This window comes from Saccharothrix isguenensis (assembly GCF_052936305.1).
On the sequence record NZ_CP193626.1, the window covers coordinates 1,027,243 to 1,046,588 of the forward strand.

Below are 19,346 nucleotides of genomic sequence, written 5' to 3' on the forward strand. Positions count from 1 at the left end.
CTTGCCTCAGATGCTGCGTAGGGTCGTGACGCCGGCCTGCCGCAGCGCTGCGGCGAGGTTCAGCTTGGCCCCGGAATCGCGGAAGCCCGTGTCCCGAACCACGACGGTCACTTCGGAGTCGACCGGATCCTCCTCCCGCCACCTGACGATCGCCCTCGCAACCTCGTCCGCCTTCGCGACGTCCAGATCGCTACCAAAGAAGGCGTACAGCGTGCCAGCGAGGCTGTAAAGGGTGGATCCGGCGACCTCTCTGGTCGCGACTGGTGTCACCAGATCGATGCCCAGCCGTAGCATCATCTCCACTAGCAGATCGTCCGTGCCGCGGCCGCCGACGAGGTTGTCGACGGACTCAAGTAGGTTGAGCTCAGCTGTCCCGTCCCAGGGCTTGACGTTGGAGTCAGCCAGCTTATAGGAGCGGAAGCCGGTATCGATGTCTTGCGCGTCCAGCGTTCGCTGCTGTGCAATCTGCGCACCCGCGCGACGCAGCCGCTCGCGGGTAATGTCGGCGATCGTCGTGTAGCCGTCTTTGTTCACCGGCTCGTCGAGCTGGACCAGAATGTATCGGCGGTTGCCGCCGTCGGCGGCGTTAAGATCCATTACCGCATGACCGGTCGACCCAGAGCCGGCGAAGAAATCGAGAACGAGAGCATCAGAGTTCGACCGCGTGACGAGTTTGATCCAGCGGGCGAGCACCGTCTCGTCCTTCGGGTAAGTGAACACATCTGCGCCTAGAAGGCGCTCAAGACGCTTAGATGCTGCGCGGCGATCCATGTAAAAATTTGGGAGCACACTCTGTGTGCTCGTCTCGTCAAGATAGCGCTTGAACGTCGGCCGCAGGGACTCGTCCTTGCCGAACTTGATGCGGCCTTCCTTGAGAAGCTGATTCATCCGCGGCCGTTCATAAACCCACCCGTTCGGATGCATGTTGACCGGCTTTCCTGTGGCCGGGTGCATGATCTCGTACTGAAGGTTGGGTCGCGGATTGGGACTTCTCAGGTCGCCGGCAAAGTACACGACTCCCGGTCGACCATCCTGTCCGTCTATCTCATTGTAATGTGCCGAGGCCCTGCGCGGATCATCCGCCGGCAAAGATGACCACCACTTCTTTATGAGTCGGGTAGCCTCAATGGAATTCCCGCCTGAGTCATCCCAGGCTTTCCGTCCCGCTGCCAAAATTGATTCCAGCCCAGGCTTCGGTTCGCGCCACTTAATATCTGCGAGCGCTCCCGCATTCTTGACGTAGACCAACATGTAGTCTATCGAGGGCGAGACGAACTGTGCATCGTTCTTTCGGCCGCCCTGCCACACAAGGTTGGCGATGAAGTTCTCGGCACCGAAAACTCGGTCAAGTGTCAGTCTCAAGCGAGCATGCTCAATGTCATCGATCGCAACAATTATCACACCGGTTTCCTTGAGTAGGTGGTGTGCGAGCATCAGGCGAGGATAGATCATGGAGAGCCATTTTGAATGGCGAGATGACCCGGCTCGACGATCCGCGGATAGATTAGATGCGGCACCGCTCTCCAATGTGCCGTTCTCATCGCGAAGGCCCGCAGTAGTCTCGATCTCGGCGCGGGAAGATCTAAATCTGTCGTCGTAAACGAAATCGTTCCCGGTGTTGTACGGCGGGTCGATGTAGATGACATCGACCGCGCCGGTGTAACTGCGGCGTAGCAGGCGTAGAATCTCTAGGTTGTCGCCCTCGATCACGATGTTGCGGGTGGTATCCCAGTCCACCGACTCGTCCGGGCGCGGGAGCAGCGTCTGAGTAGCTGGCTGGGCCGAGAGCCTACGAGCCTCGTTCATGCCGGGCCAGCGCAGGCCGAAGCCCTCCGCGCCACTCCGGTCGGTCTTCTGGCCGATCAGGTCGGCCAGGACGTCGAGATCGACCGTCCCGTCGACGACGGCGTCGGGGAAGAGCCGGGCAAGGGCGTCGATGTTGCCCTGCACCTCTCCGGGACCGTGGTGGTCGCGCTTGTCGCTGATCGGCTCGAACGGGGTGCTGTCCGCGGTCACGTCGTTGTCTCCCCTGGGGGCGTGCATCGGCGATGAGAGGTCTCGCCGGATCACTGCGATTGGTCGGCACTGTATAGGTCCGTGCGTACGGTAGCGATCTGCTGTCTCAACACTTTGGCCGTGGTGTTGAGTGCGATGCGAGACTGCTGCGACCTCGCACGTTTCGCCTCCCGTGCGACGGCGTCGAGCTCCGCACGGAGAGCGGCAAGCCGATGGTGCAACTGCACCGCCTCATCGGCCCCAAGTGCGGCCGACGCGGGACGCCCTGCGGTCGCGACGATGCGCACCAGGTCGCGATAGAGCGCCCACAGGTCGGTGCGGTCACAGCGGGTGATGTCGAGAACGCCATTGGGTAGCTCAGCCACCGGGACGGTGATGGTTGCGTCGATAACCGAGGTCCGCTTCTCTGGATCGGTGCGGTTCACGTGAGTGAGAGCGAGGGCCAGCTCACCCGGCAGGTCTGGGCCGTCGAGGAAGAGCACTACGGGCCGAGGCATGGCCCGCTGGACCAGTTCGACTAAGCGCCGTCGGTCGGACGGGGTGATCTTCGCGTTCAGCCGTAGGTGCAGGACGGCGATGTCGGAAATCTCGCTGTCACCGGTTCCATCGCGACCGTGGTCGCGATATACGGGTACGAGGATCGTCTCCGGGCGGAGGATTCCGACCACTTGCGCCGAGGCGACGGCCCTGTCGACGAGCCTGCGGTCCGGTGCGCTCCTCGTGTCGCCGCCGACCTGGTCTCGCAACAGCCGTTTCGTAAGCCGCTCGGAGAGCCTGGCTCGTTCAGGTAGACCCAGGACCTCCGCAGGGTTGAGAGGAGTCTCCTTGTTCACGGCACCACCGCCAACCAAGCGACGACATCGACGGCGTCAAGACCGGCGGCGCCGTCGCTGATGCCCAGGATCGAGGGCCCTGGCGAGAACAGAGAGCCCACGGCGGTCTCTGTCGCCTGTCTGGAGGCTGCCCTGACGGCTACGTCGAGCAGGCCCTGGTAGTGGGTCATCCGGTCGCCGTCCATGGTCGCCCGATTGAACGCTGAGAGAGCGGCCTCGTCGGGCTCGGTGCGGTCCAGGCAGTGGCGGCGCAGGACGTCGAGGGCGAGCTTCGGTTCGTCGATGGGGTGAGCCAGCACGCCGTCAGCCCCGACGTAGGCCAGCAGGTGGGGAGCCAACGGGTAGGAGCCCGGTATTGCGATTGCGTCCCCCCGAACCCGAAGTAGGAAGACTGCGCCCGGTGTGAGCCCGTCGGCGGCGAGTGTCTGATCGAAACGGGTCACGCCGAACAGCGCCAAGGGCCAGCCGGCCAGATCTTTGCGCTGCCGCCATGGACGCGAAGCGGCATCCATGCGGAAATCACCCAAGGTGAGATCGGTGATGCTCAGCCCTCCGGCAAGGTCCTCCATCGTCGGAGCGAAGTTCTGCATCTGCTCGAGCTGCTTGCGGCGGTAGTCCAGGTCGTTCATCGCATCAGCATCGAGGATGTTCTCCTCACCGGTGGCCGACACGTCGAGGAGGGTCATTCGGCTGGAGACGCGCTTCTCCAGGTTGATGTAGGTGTCCAGGTCGATGTCGGGCCAGAAGTTGACCAGCTGTACGGACGTGTTGGTGGTGCCGATGCGGTCGACGCGGCCGAAGCGCTGCACGATGCGAACCGGGTTCCAGTGGATGTCGTAGTTGACGACCATGTCGCAGTCTTGAAGGTTCTGCCCCTCGGAGATGGTGTCCGTGGCGATGACGATGTCGATCTGCTCAGCAGCGGGGTCGCGCCCCTTCGAGCGGGGCGAGAACGCCATCAGCAGACTATGCATGTCGTTTCGCGTGTCCAGAGTGCTTTTGTTGCTGGTGCCGGTGATGAGTGCGGAGTGCAGTCCGAGTTCCGCACGCGCCCAGCTGGATACTTCGGTGTAGAGGTAGTCGGCAGTGTCGGAGTAGGCAGTGAAGACTAGTGCCTTCCGATTTCCCTCGTTGGTGGGCTTCTCGGCCTTCTGTCGGAGCACGTCCTTGAGTGCCAGGAGCTTGGCGTCACGATCGGGATCAACGGCCTCGATGTCGGTCAGTACCATGCGCAGCCGGTCCCGGTCGTCGCGGAGATCCTGTAGCCAGGCAGCGCGGTCGATGTCGGCCAGCAGCACCTTCAGAGTGCTGCCGATGACGTCCTCCAACTCTTGATCATCGAGATCGGCGACATCGTCGAGGCTCTCGATGGAGACACCGGTGCCGCCCGCAGCGTCGTACTCCTCCACCTTGGCGACCACTGCCTCAACCTTGCCGAGGATCTTCGCCACAGTGCGGGTGAGCGATGCCACCGACGACTCAAGTCGCTTCAGCAGTCCGATGCGAAGGAGGTGAACGACGTTGGCGTCACGGTCGGACTGCCGCCAAACCCGGGCGCCACCAGTACGGAGTTGCTGGTCGTAGAGTTCGGCGTACTTCTTCGCCTTGCTGGGCAGCACATATGAGGTCGGTCGGTAGGCGGCCAGGTTGAGCATGAGGAGCGCATCGTTGAGCTGTTCGGGTCGCATCAATCGACCATCGACATCGATCGGCGGTGAAAGGTTGACCGGTGCAAGTCGCTCAGGGAACTTTCCGACGTCTGCCGTGCCGTAGTACTTCTCGATATGCTTGCGAGAGCGGGCGATCGTGACCAGGTCGAGCAGGCGGATGTAATCCATGCCGAGCACACCGACCAGTGACTTGGCCGACCTGGTCGCGGCGTCACTCTTCTGCCAGGTCGTGAATCGCATCTGCGCCTTGCGCAGTGTCTGCTCAATAGAGCTAATGCCGCCGCCCGCGAGAGCGTCGTCGACACCTTCGGTGGCGAAGAGGACCTGGTTCTTCAGGTCGGCCAAGCGGGTATTGACTGGGGTGGCGCTGAGCATGAGAACCTTCGTCCTCACTCCTGCTTTGAAGACTTCGTTCATCAGCCGCTGGTAACGGGTGACGTGGCCCTTCAGCGGCGGGTTATTTCGAAAGTTGTGGGACTCGTCGATGACGACCAGGTCGTAGTTGCCCCAGTTGACATGGGTCAGGTCGATGTCACCCGACCTGCCGTCGGCGCGGCTGAGGTCGGTGTGGTTGAGCACGTCGAAGGCGAACCTGTCGGCGATCAGCGGATTGCGGGCGTCGTTGGCGCGGAAAATCGTCCAATTTTCCCGCAGTCGTTTCGGTGCTAGCACGAGGACGCGATTGTTGCGCAGCTCGTAGTACTTTATGACGGCCAAGGCCTCGAAGGTCTTACCAAGGCCCACGCTGTCGGCGATAATGCAGCCGTTATGGAGTTCCAGCTTCTCGATGGCGCCGAGTACGCCATCACGCTGGAACTTGTAGAGCTTTTGCCACACCTCGGTGTTGAAGAAGCCGGTCTTTCCTCGCTCCTCGGTCTCGTCGCCTGCCTCGCTCACGAAGTCGGAAAAAAGCGTGATCAAAATTCGCAAATAGACTGACTCGGGCGGGTTGTCCCGATAGAGCAGATCGATCCCTGCCAAGAACCGCTCGTGTGCCTCCTCGCTGGCGTGCTCGTTGCGCCAGATCTTCTCAAAGTTCGCGGCGAGCCGCTTGGCGTCGGCAACATCGCTGATCTCTTCCGGAAAAATCAGATCGTCCGACGGCACCAGCCCGAGCCCTTCGGCGTCGAGACCAGACCCACTCACGGCGTACGGGAACATTCCATTGACGCTTACCCACGATTGCCGTGTACGCTTCGTCAACCTGCGGACCTGCAGCCGTTCTCTGGCCCACTCGGCACAGCCCCTGGCGATTCGATGCTGATCTAGTCTCGCGCGGAGCCGGTGCTCATTTCCCAGGCCATTGAGCGGGTACGTGTCCAGCGATCCATCCCATAGGAGCAGGCGGCACGGAATGTCTGAGGCATCCTTCATAATAGCGTCGTATACATACACCGAGAACGACTCGCTCAACGCGTCTACCCTCGCCGCTCCGGTGAGGTGGCGACGAAGACTGTCGACGATCGGTCCAATGGCTCCTGCGTCTGCCACGTTAGTCCTCACCGCTGCTGGAGTCTTGACCAACCGCCACGGTTCGCGCGGGTGGCGTGGACACCGATCCTAGGGGTTCCTAGTTCGGTGGGTGACGACGCTCATCATGCACAGAGAGAGCCCTTCATCGTGACAGTGCAGTTCACAAGGCAGGCTGAGTGGCGGGAACGGGGCGGGCGAGGCGAGCCTGGGCTCGAAGATCCATGTCGTGACCGACTGCGCGGGGCTGCCGCTCGCTGTCGGTGTCTCGGCCGTGAACCTGCACGACAGCCAGATTACCGCTCCATGAACACCCTCTTGGCTTCCGGTGAGTCTGGAGTCGAAACGTACGCTTGGCCAACGGACAATTTTTCGAGAGCCAATGCCATGTCCTGGCCTGCTCGGCCACGGAGAAATCCCGCGACTGTCTTGCTCTGTGGGAAGTTACAACGGAACGCCACTTTCGTGCCTGCGTTGCCGAGTACGTCTCGGTGGAAGTCGTCGACACCTTGGCTGGCGACCACAACCGTCATGCCGTACTTGCGGCCTTCCTTCATGATCTTCGGCAGGGTGACGTCCTTGGCCAACCGGTGTGCCTCGTCCAACACCACGGCGAGGCGCAGCTCGTCGGTCTTTCCCCAGTGGAACATCTCCTGGTAGACCTTGCGCAGCACGAACGCGGCGGCTGCCAGCTGCACCTGTTCCATCAGCGTGTGCACGTCCAGCACCACGCCCCCGTCCAGGAGCTTGCCGAAGCGCCCTTCGCCCGCGTCGTCCCGGAAGAGGCCGAAGTCGCTGAGTGGACGGGTCCGTGCGGCTACGTTACGTCCGCGTCCGTTGCTTTCCATCTGCTCGAGGAGCGCGGAGAACTCGGCCATGGTAGGCAGCCCGGTAGGGCCGGCCGCTGAGCCGAACCCGTGCCGCTGGTAAAGCTCACGTAGCGCCTCGTACACCACGTTCCGCTGGATCTCACCCAGTCCGCTCACGTAACCGATGACCTCGGAGAGCTCCCACGCTGCCTGGGCATACTTCTGGTGGTCGACGTCGGCTCGGAGCTCGAACGGTGAGAAGTCCAGCCCGTCGGCGGCGTCCACCACTGTCGCGTTGGCCGCCGGATCGGCCGCCATGTCGCCGTGGAAGTCCACGACCAGAGCCGGCAAACCCTGGTCGGCGAACGAGTTGAGGATCCGCCGGGTCGTCACCGACTTGCCTTGCCCGGGAATGCCGAGGACGAACATGTGCGGGCTGCCGGACGTGCTGATCCGCCAGTTCACCTCGGCGGAGTGGGCGTCGCGACCGAGCATCACGCGGATCTCGCCGGGGTGGTCCGGGCGCTTCGGCTCCGGCTCTCCACGCTCTGATGGTCCCGGTCGCGCGAATGGTGGCACCGGTTGAGTCGCCACGACGTTCGACGATGACGGCGGTTCTTTCGGTACAGGTTCGGGGACCGGCTCCGCGGAGGGTTCTGGAGCTGGTTCGGCTGACGGTGTGGTCGGGGGTTGTGGCGCCACAGGCTGGGGTGATCCGACTGCGGCGATATCGGCCTTGCGGAGGTCCGCCGGGGTCAACACCTCGATCGCGACTCCGCGATACTCCCCGGGAATGTCCTGCTCGCTGTCCAGGTTGATGACGTAACCCTGCTTGGTGATCTCCGGGTTGGTACCGTCCTCGATCCTCGCGAACTGACGTTCCGCGGCGGCCAGACGTCCTTCGCTGAGCATGCCCATGGCGAACGCGCGATTCGCGTGATGACGCAGGATTCCAGCCAACCGTGCCCGTTGCAGTTCGACGTCCAAGCGCGGTGGATCACTACGGAGGAAACCGTTCTCCAGCATCGAGACCGTCGCGTCGAGCTGCTCCACGATGTCCTCAGCCACCTGTTCCGGCGGCGTCACGCCCCTCCGCAGCTTGACTTCGACGCACTCGAGCCGAATGGTCTGCCTGGTGGCATGCACCAGGATCAGGTCGCAGAACCGCGTGTTCCCGGCAGCGACGCCGAACACCTCTTGGTGCACGTCCACGGGAACGATGATCGTGTCGGCCAACTCACCGCGACTCTCCAGCGAAGCCAGCAACGCGGCAAGGCCGACTGCCTCGACGGCCAGGTCCGACCTGCCGATTAGGCGCAGCGCCAATCGCCCGGACACCATCTGCATGAAGCGCAGAGCGCTGCGCACCGACTGGGTGTCGTTCGCGAAACTCAGCTCTCGCATCGTGGCCGACAGCAACCGCTCGATCTCGTCCTGGTGCTTGGTGGTGACCGTGAGACGTGGCCCAATTCCTTCGAGGAAGTCCGGCGCGTAGTCCAAGATGTACGGACGGTTCGCGTCGGTGCTCGACGAGTACCACTCCAGTCCGAGATTGCGGTCGATCGACAAGACCCAGTCGGCCCGTTCATGGGCGGCCTCCAGAGCCTCGATCTCCCTGTCGCCGACCGTGACCCTCAGGGCGATGCCATGCTCCGCCGGGTATCCTTGTGCGACCGCGAGCGTGGCTTGGTGAGCCCGGTGTGCGTCGACGGCGTCCGCCGCACCGTCCTTGTTCTTCCCGTCACGGCCTTCCCGCAGCCGAACAGCGGGCCTGATCTCCCAGTACCGCCCGTCAGAGGTGTCCACGGGCCGGTTGCTGGTCGGGGTCAACAAATTGCGGAAGGACGCGGTGGAATCCGTCGTCGCCGATCCTCCGACGGCATCCACCACGGCAAGGTCGTTGACCACGCTCAGGTGCACTGGTGCGTTGTCCTTGGCAAGCCGGTCGAACGGCCTAACGCTCAGACCGAGCGGCGGCTTGAGGTAAGACCGCGTGCTCCCCGTGCGGTATCGGCCGACTGCCTGTTGCAGGTCGGTCAACGCGGGCAGCGGGTCCGTGCTGGACAGTCGGGTGCTGTAGGTCACGACCTCGGCCCGCCCTGCGAGCTCGGCTACGTCGGTGTCCGCTTCTTTCTGCTTCAGCACCGCCTGGCGCAGCGCTTGGGCCAGCAGCTCACCGGAGCCGGGGTTGATCGCGAGCAGTCGGATCGCGTCCGGGTGGGAGTGCGTGTCCCGGTAAGTCGCGATGCGTTCGGCGAGCATCGTCGGCGGCACGTCGGTAGCTACGTCCCGCCGGTCGATGCCGAGCACGTCGAACACCGCCTGGACCGCGATACCAGGCTCCCGCTCGTCTGGCGCAAGGTAGATCCCGGTACCGACTGTCGCCTCGCGTGCATGTACGAAAACGCCTCTCGGCGCAGGACCGGGTACGGCGAACGGCAGGTTGGCCGGGCTTACGCGCCGGACCAGATCGGCGTCCACCATCGCGCGTCGCCGTGCCTTATCCGACCCGCCGGCCAGTTCGGTCGCCCACCTGGTCAGCGTCCGGTCGTATTCGGACAGCCACGACAACCGCAGTGGGTGGAAGGGCAGCACCACAACCGCCTGGATCGGCTTGTCGCCCGCGATCGTGATGTCCAGGGTCAGGGTGTCCATCGCCAGCAGGGCGCTGCGGTGAGTGGGATCGGTGGCTGCTTTGTCGAGTGCGCGAGTGTAGGACTGGCAGTAAGCCCGGACCTTATCCCGCAGTTCGTCGTTCCATTCCAGGGACTCGACGAGGTCGCGTGGCTTGCGATCGCTGAGAAGCGCGTACAGCTCCCGGCGTTGCTTATCCAGCGCTTGAGGAAGCTTACCCTCAACCTCCTTGACATCACCGGGGTCCAGTACGGTGCCCATGCGCCCGGAGGCGGTGAACGCTGTGACCGGATTCCCTTGCTCGAACAGGTCGCGTTGTAGTTTCACCAGTGCGGGACTGACCCCGAGCAGCACAGTGCGGCGTCCGCCCAACCGCAGCGACACCGCGGAGTGCGTGTCGTTCAGGCTGTAAGCGTCCTCGGTGAGGTCGTCCTGCCCGCCGAGCACCGCATCGAGTTTGCCGAGGGCGAGGGCCCAGGCTGATGCCCGCCTGGTGTCCCCGGCGATCAGGTCGGCTTCCCATCGCACGGTGAACTGCTGGCTTTCGTCGCTGGCGATCTCATTGTCACCGGTCTGCAACAGCACCGGCTGGCCGGCGGCGTCCAGTCCGGTCACTCGTACGACGAACAGCGAGCCCTGCTCCAGGTCGGCCTCGTCCAGGTCGATGGTCACCGTGGCGGTGCGGCGGGCGCCGGCGATGGTCATCTTCGCTTTCGGCTCGAAGTCCTCTTCGTCACCCCGCATGTCCTTCGGCGGCAGCACCTCGATCTGCCAACGACTGATCGCGTCGGTGTTCGCGGGCACGGTCTTCCAGCTGACCCTCACCACACCGGGGGTATCTTCGCCTGCTTCGGTGTACGGCAGGTCGCCAACCTGATCCTGCTTGAGACGTGAGTTCCGCACCACCGTGCCGTTCACTCTCAGGAACGGCTCGACCCGGATCTGGTCCACGGCTACGGTTTCCGGTTCGGTCAGCGGCCAGTGCTCGAAGGTGAGCCCGGACTCGGCGGCCAGCTCGGCGGTCCACGTGCCCGGATTCGACAGGTCCCGCTGCGGACTGGACAGGAAGTCGAACAGCCGGGTGCGTACAGGGCTGTCCGTCAGCCTGGCCTTGCTGAGCCGGTCGGCGACCGGAGCGACGGCCCTGGCCGGCCGGGTGATCTCCTTGACGCACTCGCTGTTGCGGGCCAGCCGGTCGACCAGTTCGGGACCACCGAGGTCGGGGATGAGGCCGACCACGGGTAGCACGGCGCCGATCGTGTGCCAATCCGGCGCAAGGCTGACCTCGGCGACGTAGCGAGCCCACGCCTCCACCGGTCGTCTCGCGCCGAGCACCTTCGCGATCTTCGATAGGCCCGCTCGCAGGCCGTCCTCGTCGGGAAGCTCGCTGACGAGCGCCGTGCTCGCCTCTCGCAGCAAGTCCACGACGTCCTGGCGTTCGAAGCTGTTGTCCAGCGAGCTGGCCGCTGCGCCGGTTCCGACCGGCACGAGCAACACCAGCTGACGGCGTTTGCGATTGCGCAACTCGACCGCGCGCTCAGCCGGAATCAGCAAGTCGTCATCAGCCTGCTCGGGCCGGTCGACGAGCACGTGCACGTCGGCCTGACCAACGGTGAGATCCCTGCGCAAGGCGCGAACCAGCCGCTCGGCGTCGCCCTGGCGCAAGTTGTCCACCCGCACGCAGTGGCCGGGTTCGTGCTGCCCGAACTGCGCGGTCAACGCGGCAGAGATCCGATCGACGATCAGGTCCGGCAGAAGGGTACCGGCAGGCTCAGACATCACGATCCCCCAGTGGGTGACGAACGATTTGTTCGGAGAAGTCGTCGGACAGGCTGTCGAAACAGCCGAGCAGCTGCAGCCTGCGCTTGAACGCGGCAAGGTTGGCCGCCGCCGCCGCTCGTGCCTCGGCACCATCGAGGAACGCGGGAGGTCGATCGACCAGGATGCCGAACCGGTGGCGCAGCTCGTCCAGGAGCTGCTGCAGCGGCATCGTGGGCCGACAGGCTCCATGATCGCGGACGAACACAGCCAGCAGCAATATCTGCAACAGCTCGTCGCTCGGTGCATATCTCCATGAACGCCGGTTCTGGGAGGCGCCTGTCAGGATTCCGTACGGTTTGCGAAGACCGCCCACCGAATGGAACCACGAAACCGTGTTCCGGGTTGCCTTGTCGTGGTTGACGAACTCCAGAACGTCAAGCAGCCTGTCCAATTCACTCTTGTCGGATCGTTTTACGTTGTCGAGGAAATTGGCTTCATCCTCAGTCAGGCTTTCGCTGTCGCGCGGATTGATCGCGTCGATCTCGTACAGCTGGCTCATGGCGAAGAGCTCGACCTGTTGATGTTCGCGCAGCTCGGCGAGCTGAACCAACTTCTCTGGACCTGAAAGGTGATGGCGCCGCTCGCGCTCACTCACGATCCGCTCGATGGCCTTGTCGGCGATCATGAACGTCATGCGGTCCCGGAAGACGAGTCGTATCTGGTTGAGGTCGCGCTCCACGCACTGTCGCGAGATCTTGTCGGACTCATCGTCAATACCGCCGGTGAAATCACAATAGAGCTCGAGCGGGGAATTCGGATCCGCCTCGGCCATGTCTGCGGGAGCCCTCCCGGTGCGCAGGAGTTGTTGTCCCGCCGCGTTGATGCGCAGGCTCAGGGTGAACAAGCCGAGGGCCAGGAGCCCGGCAAAAGTGGACATCAGCGCCGCGGTCGGCAGCCGCCCGGAGTACACGAGCAGGTGTGCGAGCAGCATTTTGCCCAGCTTGTCGGTGACTCCGGGCAGTGGGCTGTTGAGTACCTTCGATCCCGACTTGAACTCGCGCACCTCGCCCATCTCGAAGCCTTCGAGGAAGCGGAATTCCAGCAACGCACTGATGTCCAGCTTGTCCGGCTCGATCAGCTCGGGTTCCCACTTGGGAGGAGGGCCGATCCGCAAGCCGTGACCGAGATTCTCTCCGATTATTCGACGGAGCGCGCCGTCCGGATTCGCATCAGGGGTCTTCCGGGCCACTTCGGCCCGTAGTAGCTGGTACGTGACGTCGTCGATGAAACGGTGCCGGGATCGAGTCCTCGGTACGCCGGCACGATATGCTGCCAATGTTATCGGGGCGACCGACAACATCTGCTCCTCGCTGTGCGACTTGCCGACCGTGCCCATGTCGATGATACAAGACCGCAGCCAGCCGTCTACCAACGCAGACGCGTCCGGCGATTCGAATCCCACCATTTGATCACTGGCCAGCAACGTGGCCAGATATCCTGGGTAATTTCGCGCGTCCGTGTGGATCCGGGTCGGCCGTCCTCCCTTGACACAGGCTTCGAACAGATGTGGCAGGACACGATCGACATCGGTATCCGCCGTCGTGAAGACGGTCAAGGGCGGGTACAGGTAAGTTTTTACGGTCTTCGGCAGCTCGATGGTCATGACGCGCCCTCCCTCACGATTCTGCCGTCCACGGCCACCGCCTTCAGTGAACGGCCGGAGCCATCGATCACCCGCACCGCATGGGCTGGCTCTCGGCGCAGCCGATTGCCGAATCCGGTGACCTCCTGCCGGATGGCCTCGGAGGCGAGGTCGCCCAGGATCTCGCCGTCGGCCGCGCGCAGCAGCACTTCGGCGGTGTCCAGGTTGATGCGCAGTTCCGCACCAGAGGTGTGGCGGAGCACCAGGAGATCCGGGAATGACTCGATGTACGGCGAGCGGGCACCGTCAGTGGTCAGTGTGAAGTTCGCAGCGGCCAGTTCCTTGATCACGACAATGGCCCGCACCGCTGGCGCGTCGTATGACTGGTCTCGCAGTGCCAGGTCTGTGCCGTCGTATCCGACGAATCCGAGCACCCGGGAAAGTCCTGCGATGAACCTGGGCAATGCCGTGTCCGGTGCGGACAGCGCGGCGAGGTATTCGGTAAAGTGTCGATAGCCGCGCACCTCGGCGCGCCCCGCTTCGCTGCCCCATTGGCCAAGGAACAACGCCCGCTTGAGCCTCCGCATGTCCGGTTCAGTGATCTCGTGCAGATCCGGCAGGACATCGACCCTGGCGCGTGCCGTGCGGATCGCGCCGGGTGCGGGCAGCTCCGCCGGATCCAGTTCCGCCCACTCCTGTAGCAGGTTGTCACCGCTGGCACCGCCGAACGCGAGGGCGGGCAGCAGCCTGTCGGTGGTGGCTGGATCTTTGCCGTCATCCCGCTCGCTGTGGATCTGCTCGCAGGACAAGTCTCCGGTGATGAGCCAGGCGAATGCGGACCGGACGTCGCGTACGGTCGCGCGCCGTCGACGACGCAGATGGCTGGTCAGCACCAGCTCCTTGACCGCTGCCGCGGTCGAACTCGTCCGCAAGTCGGCGGCATTGCGCCGGATCGGGCAGCTGTACAGTGCCGCGCAGCCCGTGCACGCCGACCACCGCTCCTCGGCGGTGAACAAGTCGAGGATGGCTTCGGCCAGGCTGGGGGTCTCACTGCCCGGTATGGCCAGCGCACGGCGTTTGAGATCCACCAGAACCACTCGGGAGTTCGAGTCCGTGTCGGCTCGGCGTTGTCGAAGCGTTTGCTCGGCGATGTTCGGGTAGAGGTCCTCGTGGTCGGTGAAGAACTGCGTGACGCGGCCGTCGTTCGCGGCGATCAACACTGTCCGTCGGTCCGGGTCCTCGCCGTCACCGGGATCGATCGCTTGCCTCAGCATTTCGTCCGAGGACAGTGGGCCGTTGGACTCGGACGCGTCGTAGACCGCGATGAACGTGTGGCCGTCGAGTTGTTTGCGCCAGCCAGCCTCGTCGTCGTGCAATGTGTCCGCTCGCGCATCGTCCAGGGCGTTCCCCACTTTGACCAGAAACGAAGTCTTTCCGTCGCCTGGGTTTCCACTCAGCACAACGACGTCCAGCTTCCGGTCAAGGATCGCCGGAAGCAGTCTGTCGTCCAGCCAGCTTCGTGCGTAAGTGTCGTACGCGAACGCGTCATCGAGACCACGGTTTCCGCTGTTGCCGATACCGCTTTCTCGGTACAAGCCGCGGAGGTGGGCGACCGTTGGGTTCGTCCGGCGCTGTCCCGCTTCCGACGGCACACTTGGTGCCTTCAGCAGTCGTACGAATTCTGCCGCGCTTTGCGGCCGCTCCGCCGGGTTGTACGCGACGCCGAGGTACAGCGTGTTGAGCACGGCGTCACCGAATCGCTGACGCTGTTCTTCGCTCGGCGGGACCAGCGTTTCGCGCCCGGCCAAGTCCGGGCTGACGTAGGGGTAGCGACCGAGCATCGAGGTCAGGACGGACGAGGCAGCGCTGTAGATGTCGGCAGCCGGTGACCAACTACCTCGTGCCCACACCTCCGGCGCGGTGAACGGTGGCGACCCGACCGCTGAGCGGGCGCTGGCGGCACGGGAGGCCAGTCCGAAGTCGATCAGCCGTGCGCCGCCGTCATCCCGCACGATGATGTTGGACGGGCTGACGTCGCGGTGGTAGAGATCTTGCTGATGTGCGTCGTCGAGGCCTGAGAGCACATCGATCGCGATGCTCCGGAACTCTTCGCCGGTCATCACCTTGTCCGCCGCGATTTCCTTCAGCGTCGCTCCGGCGACGTACTCCTGAACCAGTACGCCTGGCGCGGGGTTCGGCAGGAGGTCGTACACCCGTGCGCAGTAGCGGCTGCGCAGCAGATCTGTGTTGTTGAACTCCGTCAGGGCCTGCGCCGGTGAAACACGGCCCTGCCTCAGGTACTTGAGCGTGCGCTCTCCGGGTAGCTGCTCGTCTGTGGCCAGCCACGTTACTGCCCAAGCGCCCTCGCCGAGCTGGCGGTGCAGTCGGTACCGGTCGAAGGCCAACATGCCGGTGATCGGACCTGAGGCTTGGGCGGCCGCTGCTGCCGCGGTTGTGGCGTCGGGTGCCGTGATCGAGGCAACCTCCGCCGCCTCTGGTCGGCCGTCATACTCAGGGCGAAGGCACTGTTCGAGCACTCGGCCGATCTCGGGGCAAGCGGCTGCCCGCTGCCTCGCCAGGTCGTGATCGGGGCTCTCGTTCTGGTCACCGTGGATCCACTGAACCAAGCACAACGCCAGGCTGTAGACGTCGTCCCTGGTGCCGAAGAACTCCATGGTGCAGTCGGGGGCACGGTACGGAGTCGACGGATGGTCGTCGAAGAGGTCCGGGGCGATGGTCTCCGTCGTGGGTATCCTGGCTCGGCTGAAGTCGCGGAACCGGATCCGGTTGTCCCCGGTGATCTCGACGTACCGCGGTCGAAGTGCTCGGTGCATGATTTCCTTGGCGTGCACCGAGGCCAGCGCGGCAAACGCGTCGTGGACGACGGGCGTGGCGATCTCCGGCGGTATCCGCCCGTCCGCGTCGGTCGCCGTCCGCCGATCACCGGTGAGCTTCCACAGGCTGGTCCCGCTCAGGTCGGGCACGACCGGGGTGACGCGGTAGCCGTTCCAGTCGAACCAGTCGCGTACCTGCCACGTGCGGTCTTCTCTGGCCAGCAAGGCAAGCGCGGCGTGCTCACGGGTGGCCAACCTTTCGGCCGCAGTGCGATCGGTGGCGTTCACGGTGGGAACGCAGTACAGGAACGTGAACTCGCCCGCCGGATTCTGCCCGGCATAGACCTGGGCGTTCCCTTCGACTCCGGCCAGTCCGACAACCTTGTACTGCATGATTTGTTGTGGCGCCTCGTTCGGCCTCCGCTGATCGAGACCGAGCAAGTAACGCATCACCTGCGACCGCAAGCCGGCCATCGCCGGCGGTAGTGAGGCATCTCGGGAAACCAGCATGGTGCTCGCCGCAGTCAGCTCAACCACCTTGTCGACACCAAGATCACCGGGCAGCGACAAGTCGATCGACGAGTGCGACATGATCACATGGCCCGTGACGGGGTGAACGCCGCGCGGCAGCGTCGACTGGGCCGAAGACCAGCCGGTGATCTTGGTGCGCAGGCGTCCAGCCAACACTCGGGCCGCGTGTGCGACCTGATCGATGGGGTTCGACCGCTGCTCGCCATTGACAAACCAGATCACTTCGCCGGCGTCGACGTGCGGGCCCCACGACTTCTCCTCGCAGGCATAGACGCCGTGGTGGCCCACCACGATCAGGTCGAGGTCAACCGGATCGGTACGTGTGGGAATCTGGCGCCCTGCGATAACATCCCAGTCGCTGGGCAGATCTCGAGCGAGCCGGTGAGCGGTTTTCTCCTCGCCGGGCCCGTGCCAGTCGCCGAGCACATGCAGCTGTGCCATTCAGCTCATCTCCGCGCTTCGTTGTGCTGGTAGTCGTCCGGCCAGGTCGAGGATCTGACCAATGCGCCGAGGGTCGTAAGGCGATCGATGTGGACCGTCGGCTTCGTATGGGTGATTAATAGTTGGTCTTGGGCTCGGGTGGCGCCGACGAACCCGACTCGCTCGCGCCGTCTTGTCGGATAGTCCGTTCCGGCCGGCAAGGTTTCCAGTCCGACGAGGAAAACCACCGGAAACTCGTACCCCTTGCCGGAGTGCACGGTGATGACCTTCACCGTCGACGTACTCGGATCGAATCCGGTGGCATTTTGCTTGTCGAACACCTCGAATGGAACGCCCGCGTTGCTCAACGCCGCACGAAGCTTGCTCAATCCTCGCCATTGGGTGAGTAAGATTGCGATCTCACCAGGTTGCCGTCGACCTTTGGACAGCATCGCGCCGATTTCCCAGACAATACATTCGATCTGCGCGTCTCCCGAATCCGCCCAGATCAGGTCGACAGGCTCCCCGTCCGGCGCGCGTTCGGATCCGGCTACCTGCTGCCCGGTCAACGCGGCAGCCGCGTTCAGGATCTGTTTCGTGCTGCGGTATGGACGGGTGAGCGTGTAGCGGACGATGTCGTGGCCGGGCAGGACTGCACTCGGATCGCCATCCCTGTATAAGCCCTGTGCCTGGTCGCCGACGAGCAACGCGCCGCCTCGCCCTGGTCGGACGGTGGCCAGGGCAAACCGCAGCCAAGCCGGGTCGAAATCCTGTAGCTCGTCGACCAGTAAGGCGTCGATCGTTTGTGGGATCCCCCTTTCCTGTGCCCGCTGGAAGTCCAGGGCCGCCTTCTCTCCGCCCTGGAGATCCATTCGGAAGCCGAGCTGGTAAGCGAATTTTCCCAAGGTAGTCACCGTGACCGCCGGATCGTGCACCAGTCGCGTCACGTACGGCACAAGCGCGCGGTTGTACACCAGGACGGTCACCCGCCATTCGGGGTGGACTCGGCGCAGTTCGCGCGCACGGGCGGCGAGCAGCAGTGTCTTGCCACTGCCGGGCGGTCCGGTCGCCACTGTGACGTCGGAAACCGGCGTCAGCGCCATCGCAGCCTGTGCGGCGTCTAGTTGGATCCGGGTGGTAGCGCGGTCCGACATCCCTGGATCGATGGCTCCAGTTCGCGGCTGCTTGCTGAAGACCACTGACGGCGCCAGGCGATCAACGACGGCCGTGAAGTCGGCATCAGGGATCGCACGCGCCGGTAGGTGACTTGGCCAATCAGGATCGGTGATGTCCTGACGCGACAAGACGACCCGCTCCTCGCGCTGCCGGGCAACATCGATCTGGCGCTCATCCGGTGCGCCAAACACCACAGCAGCACCGATCGAGGGCTCGTCCAGCCCTCTTAGGGTTTCCCGCAGTTCGGCACGCTTCCTATTTAATGTCACCCATGGTCGCCGATCATCGAGTGTCATCGCGTCTGAGGCGAAGTCGATCGCGTACAGCCCAACCTGCCGGTCGATGAGCACCAAGTCGGGGCGGTCCGGCCCGTCAGCCACCACGACCACCGTGCCTGGGCGCCCGGAGACCACTGATGCGGCTTGCGTCAATACCGGATCGGTCGTGATCATCGACGGCCTTTCGAATGTTCGCTACGCACTAGTTGGCAGCCCGAACAGCTGTTGCTCTTCGTTCAAGGTGGACAACAGGGCGGCGATATCGTTACGTTCCTCGCGGTCTCTAGGTGCAAGTTGATTAAGCTCGTCTTGAATCGCTTCGCGAGCTGTTTCGTGATCCACGGTTTTCCCGATACCGGGCAAGCCGGCGCCCATCCGCACGAGGAGCTCAGTCAGCCTGTGGCGCCGCATATCCCGCGTTGTCTGCAAACGCGGGCTTCCTGTCGATGGCACCCCGGCAAGCGCATCGAGTACGACGATTAGAACTCGAAGGGTGTCCACACGTACCGATCGAGTCCCGAGCACTCGCAACCATGCTGGCCAGAAAGACAACGCCAAGAATCCACGAGCAGGGAGAAGGCTCGTCGTCAGTGCTGGCACTACCCACGCTGACCTCGTGCTGCTTTTTGCCCGGTAGGCACGTAGCTCGTCACGGCGAATACTAGCCAGCGAGCGCGGTGCCAAGTCCGACCCGAAATTTGCGCGGTGAAATTCGGCAATCAACGCCGGGTTCGAAGGTACGCCCAACTCGCTCAAGGCGTCAACGGCTTGCTGGCGTGCCGGCGTCGCGGTAGCGCCAGCAAGTGACGCACGTACGGTCAGATCCGCAGCACTGAGTGCTGCGCCCACTCGGGCGACCGTCTGGTGGTCGAGGTCGCGAGTCTCGGCGAACGCAGCTAGCTGTCGTAGCAGCTCGTCTACGTCCAGAGGGTCAGGAGCTTCCTGCATCTTCCAGACTCTACCATACTCTTCCAGCTGGAGTAAGCGCCTTCGCGGGGCGTTGCAACGGGTGGGTGCGCCGGTCAGCGTCATGTCATGTCGGTGAGTCGCTCCGACATCGAGACCCGTTACATGGACCCCTTGCCCAAGCTTGCAAACGGCTCCCGCAGATTTGCGATGCTGAGACGCTCCGATTGTGATGAGGGCTGGGAGCGCGCGGTGCGCCTGGTTCGAGAGCACCGTGACGTGTTGGTGCAGACGTTGGATCTGGCGCGGCAGGTGTCGATGCCCTCGGATGTATACGGAGTGCTGTGCTCTAGCGGTTCAGCGCCG

The 19,346-nt window shown here is 63.8% G+C and carries 7 protein-coding genes; all 7 read right to left on the reverse strand.

Features of this window, described 5'->3' with window-relative positions; genetic code table 11:
* Positions 1 to 6: 6 nt before the first annotated feature.
* Positions 7 to 2,016: a site-specific DNA-methyltransferase gene (locus ACRAKI_RS05075; protein WP_447005880.1), complete on the reverse strand. Its 2,010-nt coding sequence runs from the start codon at positions 2,014 to 2,016 to the stop codon at positions 7 to 9.
* A 50-nt stretch (positions 2,017 to 2,066) separates the two neighbouring features.
* Positions 2,067 to 2,849, reverse strand: a complete 783-nt coding sequence (locus tag ACRAKI_RS05080) for a DUF4391 domain-containing protein (protein ID WP_447005881.1) — start codon at positions 2,847 to 2,849, stop codon at positions 2,067 to 2,069.
* Positions 2,846 to 5,680 carry a helicase-related protein gene (locus tag ACRAKI_RS05085; RefSeq protein WP_447005882.1) on the reverse strand — a complete coding sequence of 945 codons (2,835 nt, stop codon included), beginning with the start codon at positions 5,678 to 5,680 and terminating at the stop codon, positions 2,846 to 2,848. The genes ACRAKI_RS05080 and ACRAKI_RS05085 overlap by 4 nt, the downstream gene beginning before the upstream one ends.
* Before the next feature lie 605 nt (positions 5,681 to 6,285).
* Entirely contained in the window at positions 6,286 to 11,211 is a 4,926-nt protein-coding gene (locus ACRAKI_RS05090; RefSeq protein ID WP_447005883.1) for a helicase HerA domain-containing protein, read from the reverse strand.
* The gene (gene mads7, locus ACRAKI_RS05095) at positions 11,204 to 12,856 is read right to left on the reverse strand and encodes a methylation-associated defense system protein MAD7 (RefSeq protein WP_447005884.1); all 1,653 of its coding nucleotides are present in this window, start codon (positions 12,854 to 12,856) and stop codon (positions 11,204 to 11,206) included. The genes ACRAKI_RS05090 and mads7 overlap by 8 nt, the downstream gene beginning before the upstream one ends.
* Complete coding sequence (locus tag ACRAKI_RS05100) at positions 12,853 to 16,641, reverse strand: protein kinase domain-containing protein (RefSeq protein ID WP_447005885.1); 3,789 nt, start codon at positions 16,639 to 16,641, stop codon at positions 12,853 to 12,855. The genes mads7 and ACRAKI_RS05100 overlap by 4 nt, the downstream gene beginning before the upstream one ends.
* A 5-nt stretch (positions 16,642 to 16,646) precedes the next feature.
* Entirely contained in the window at positions 16,647 to 18,248 is a 1,602-nt protein-coding gene (locus tag ACRAKI_RS05105; RefSeq protein ID WP_447005886.1) for a 3'-5' exonuclease, read from the reverse strand.
* Between the last annotated feature and the right edge of the window lie 1,098 nt (positions 18,249 to 19,346).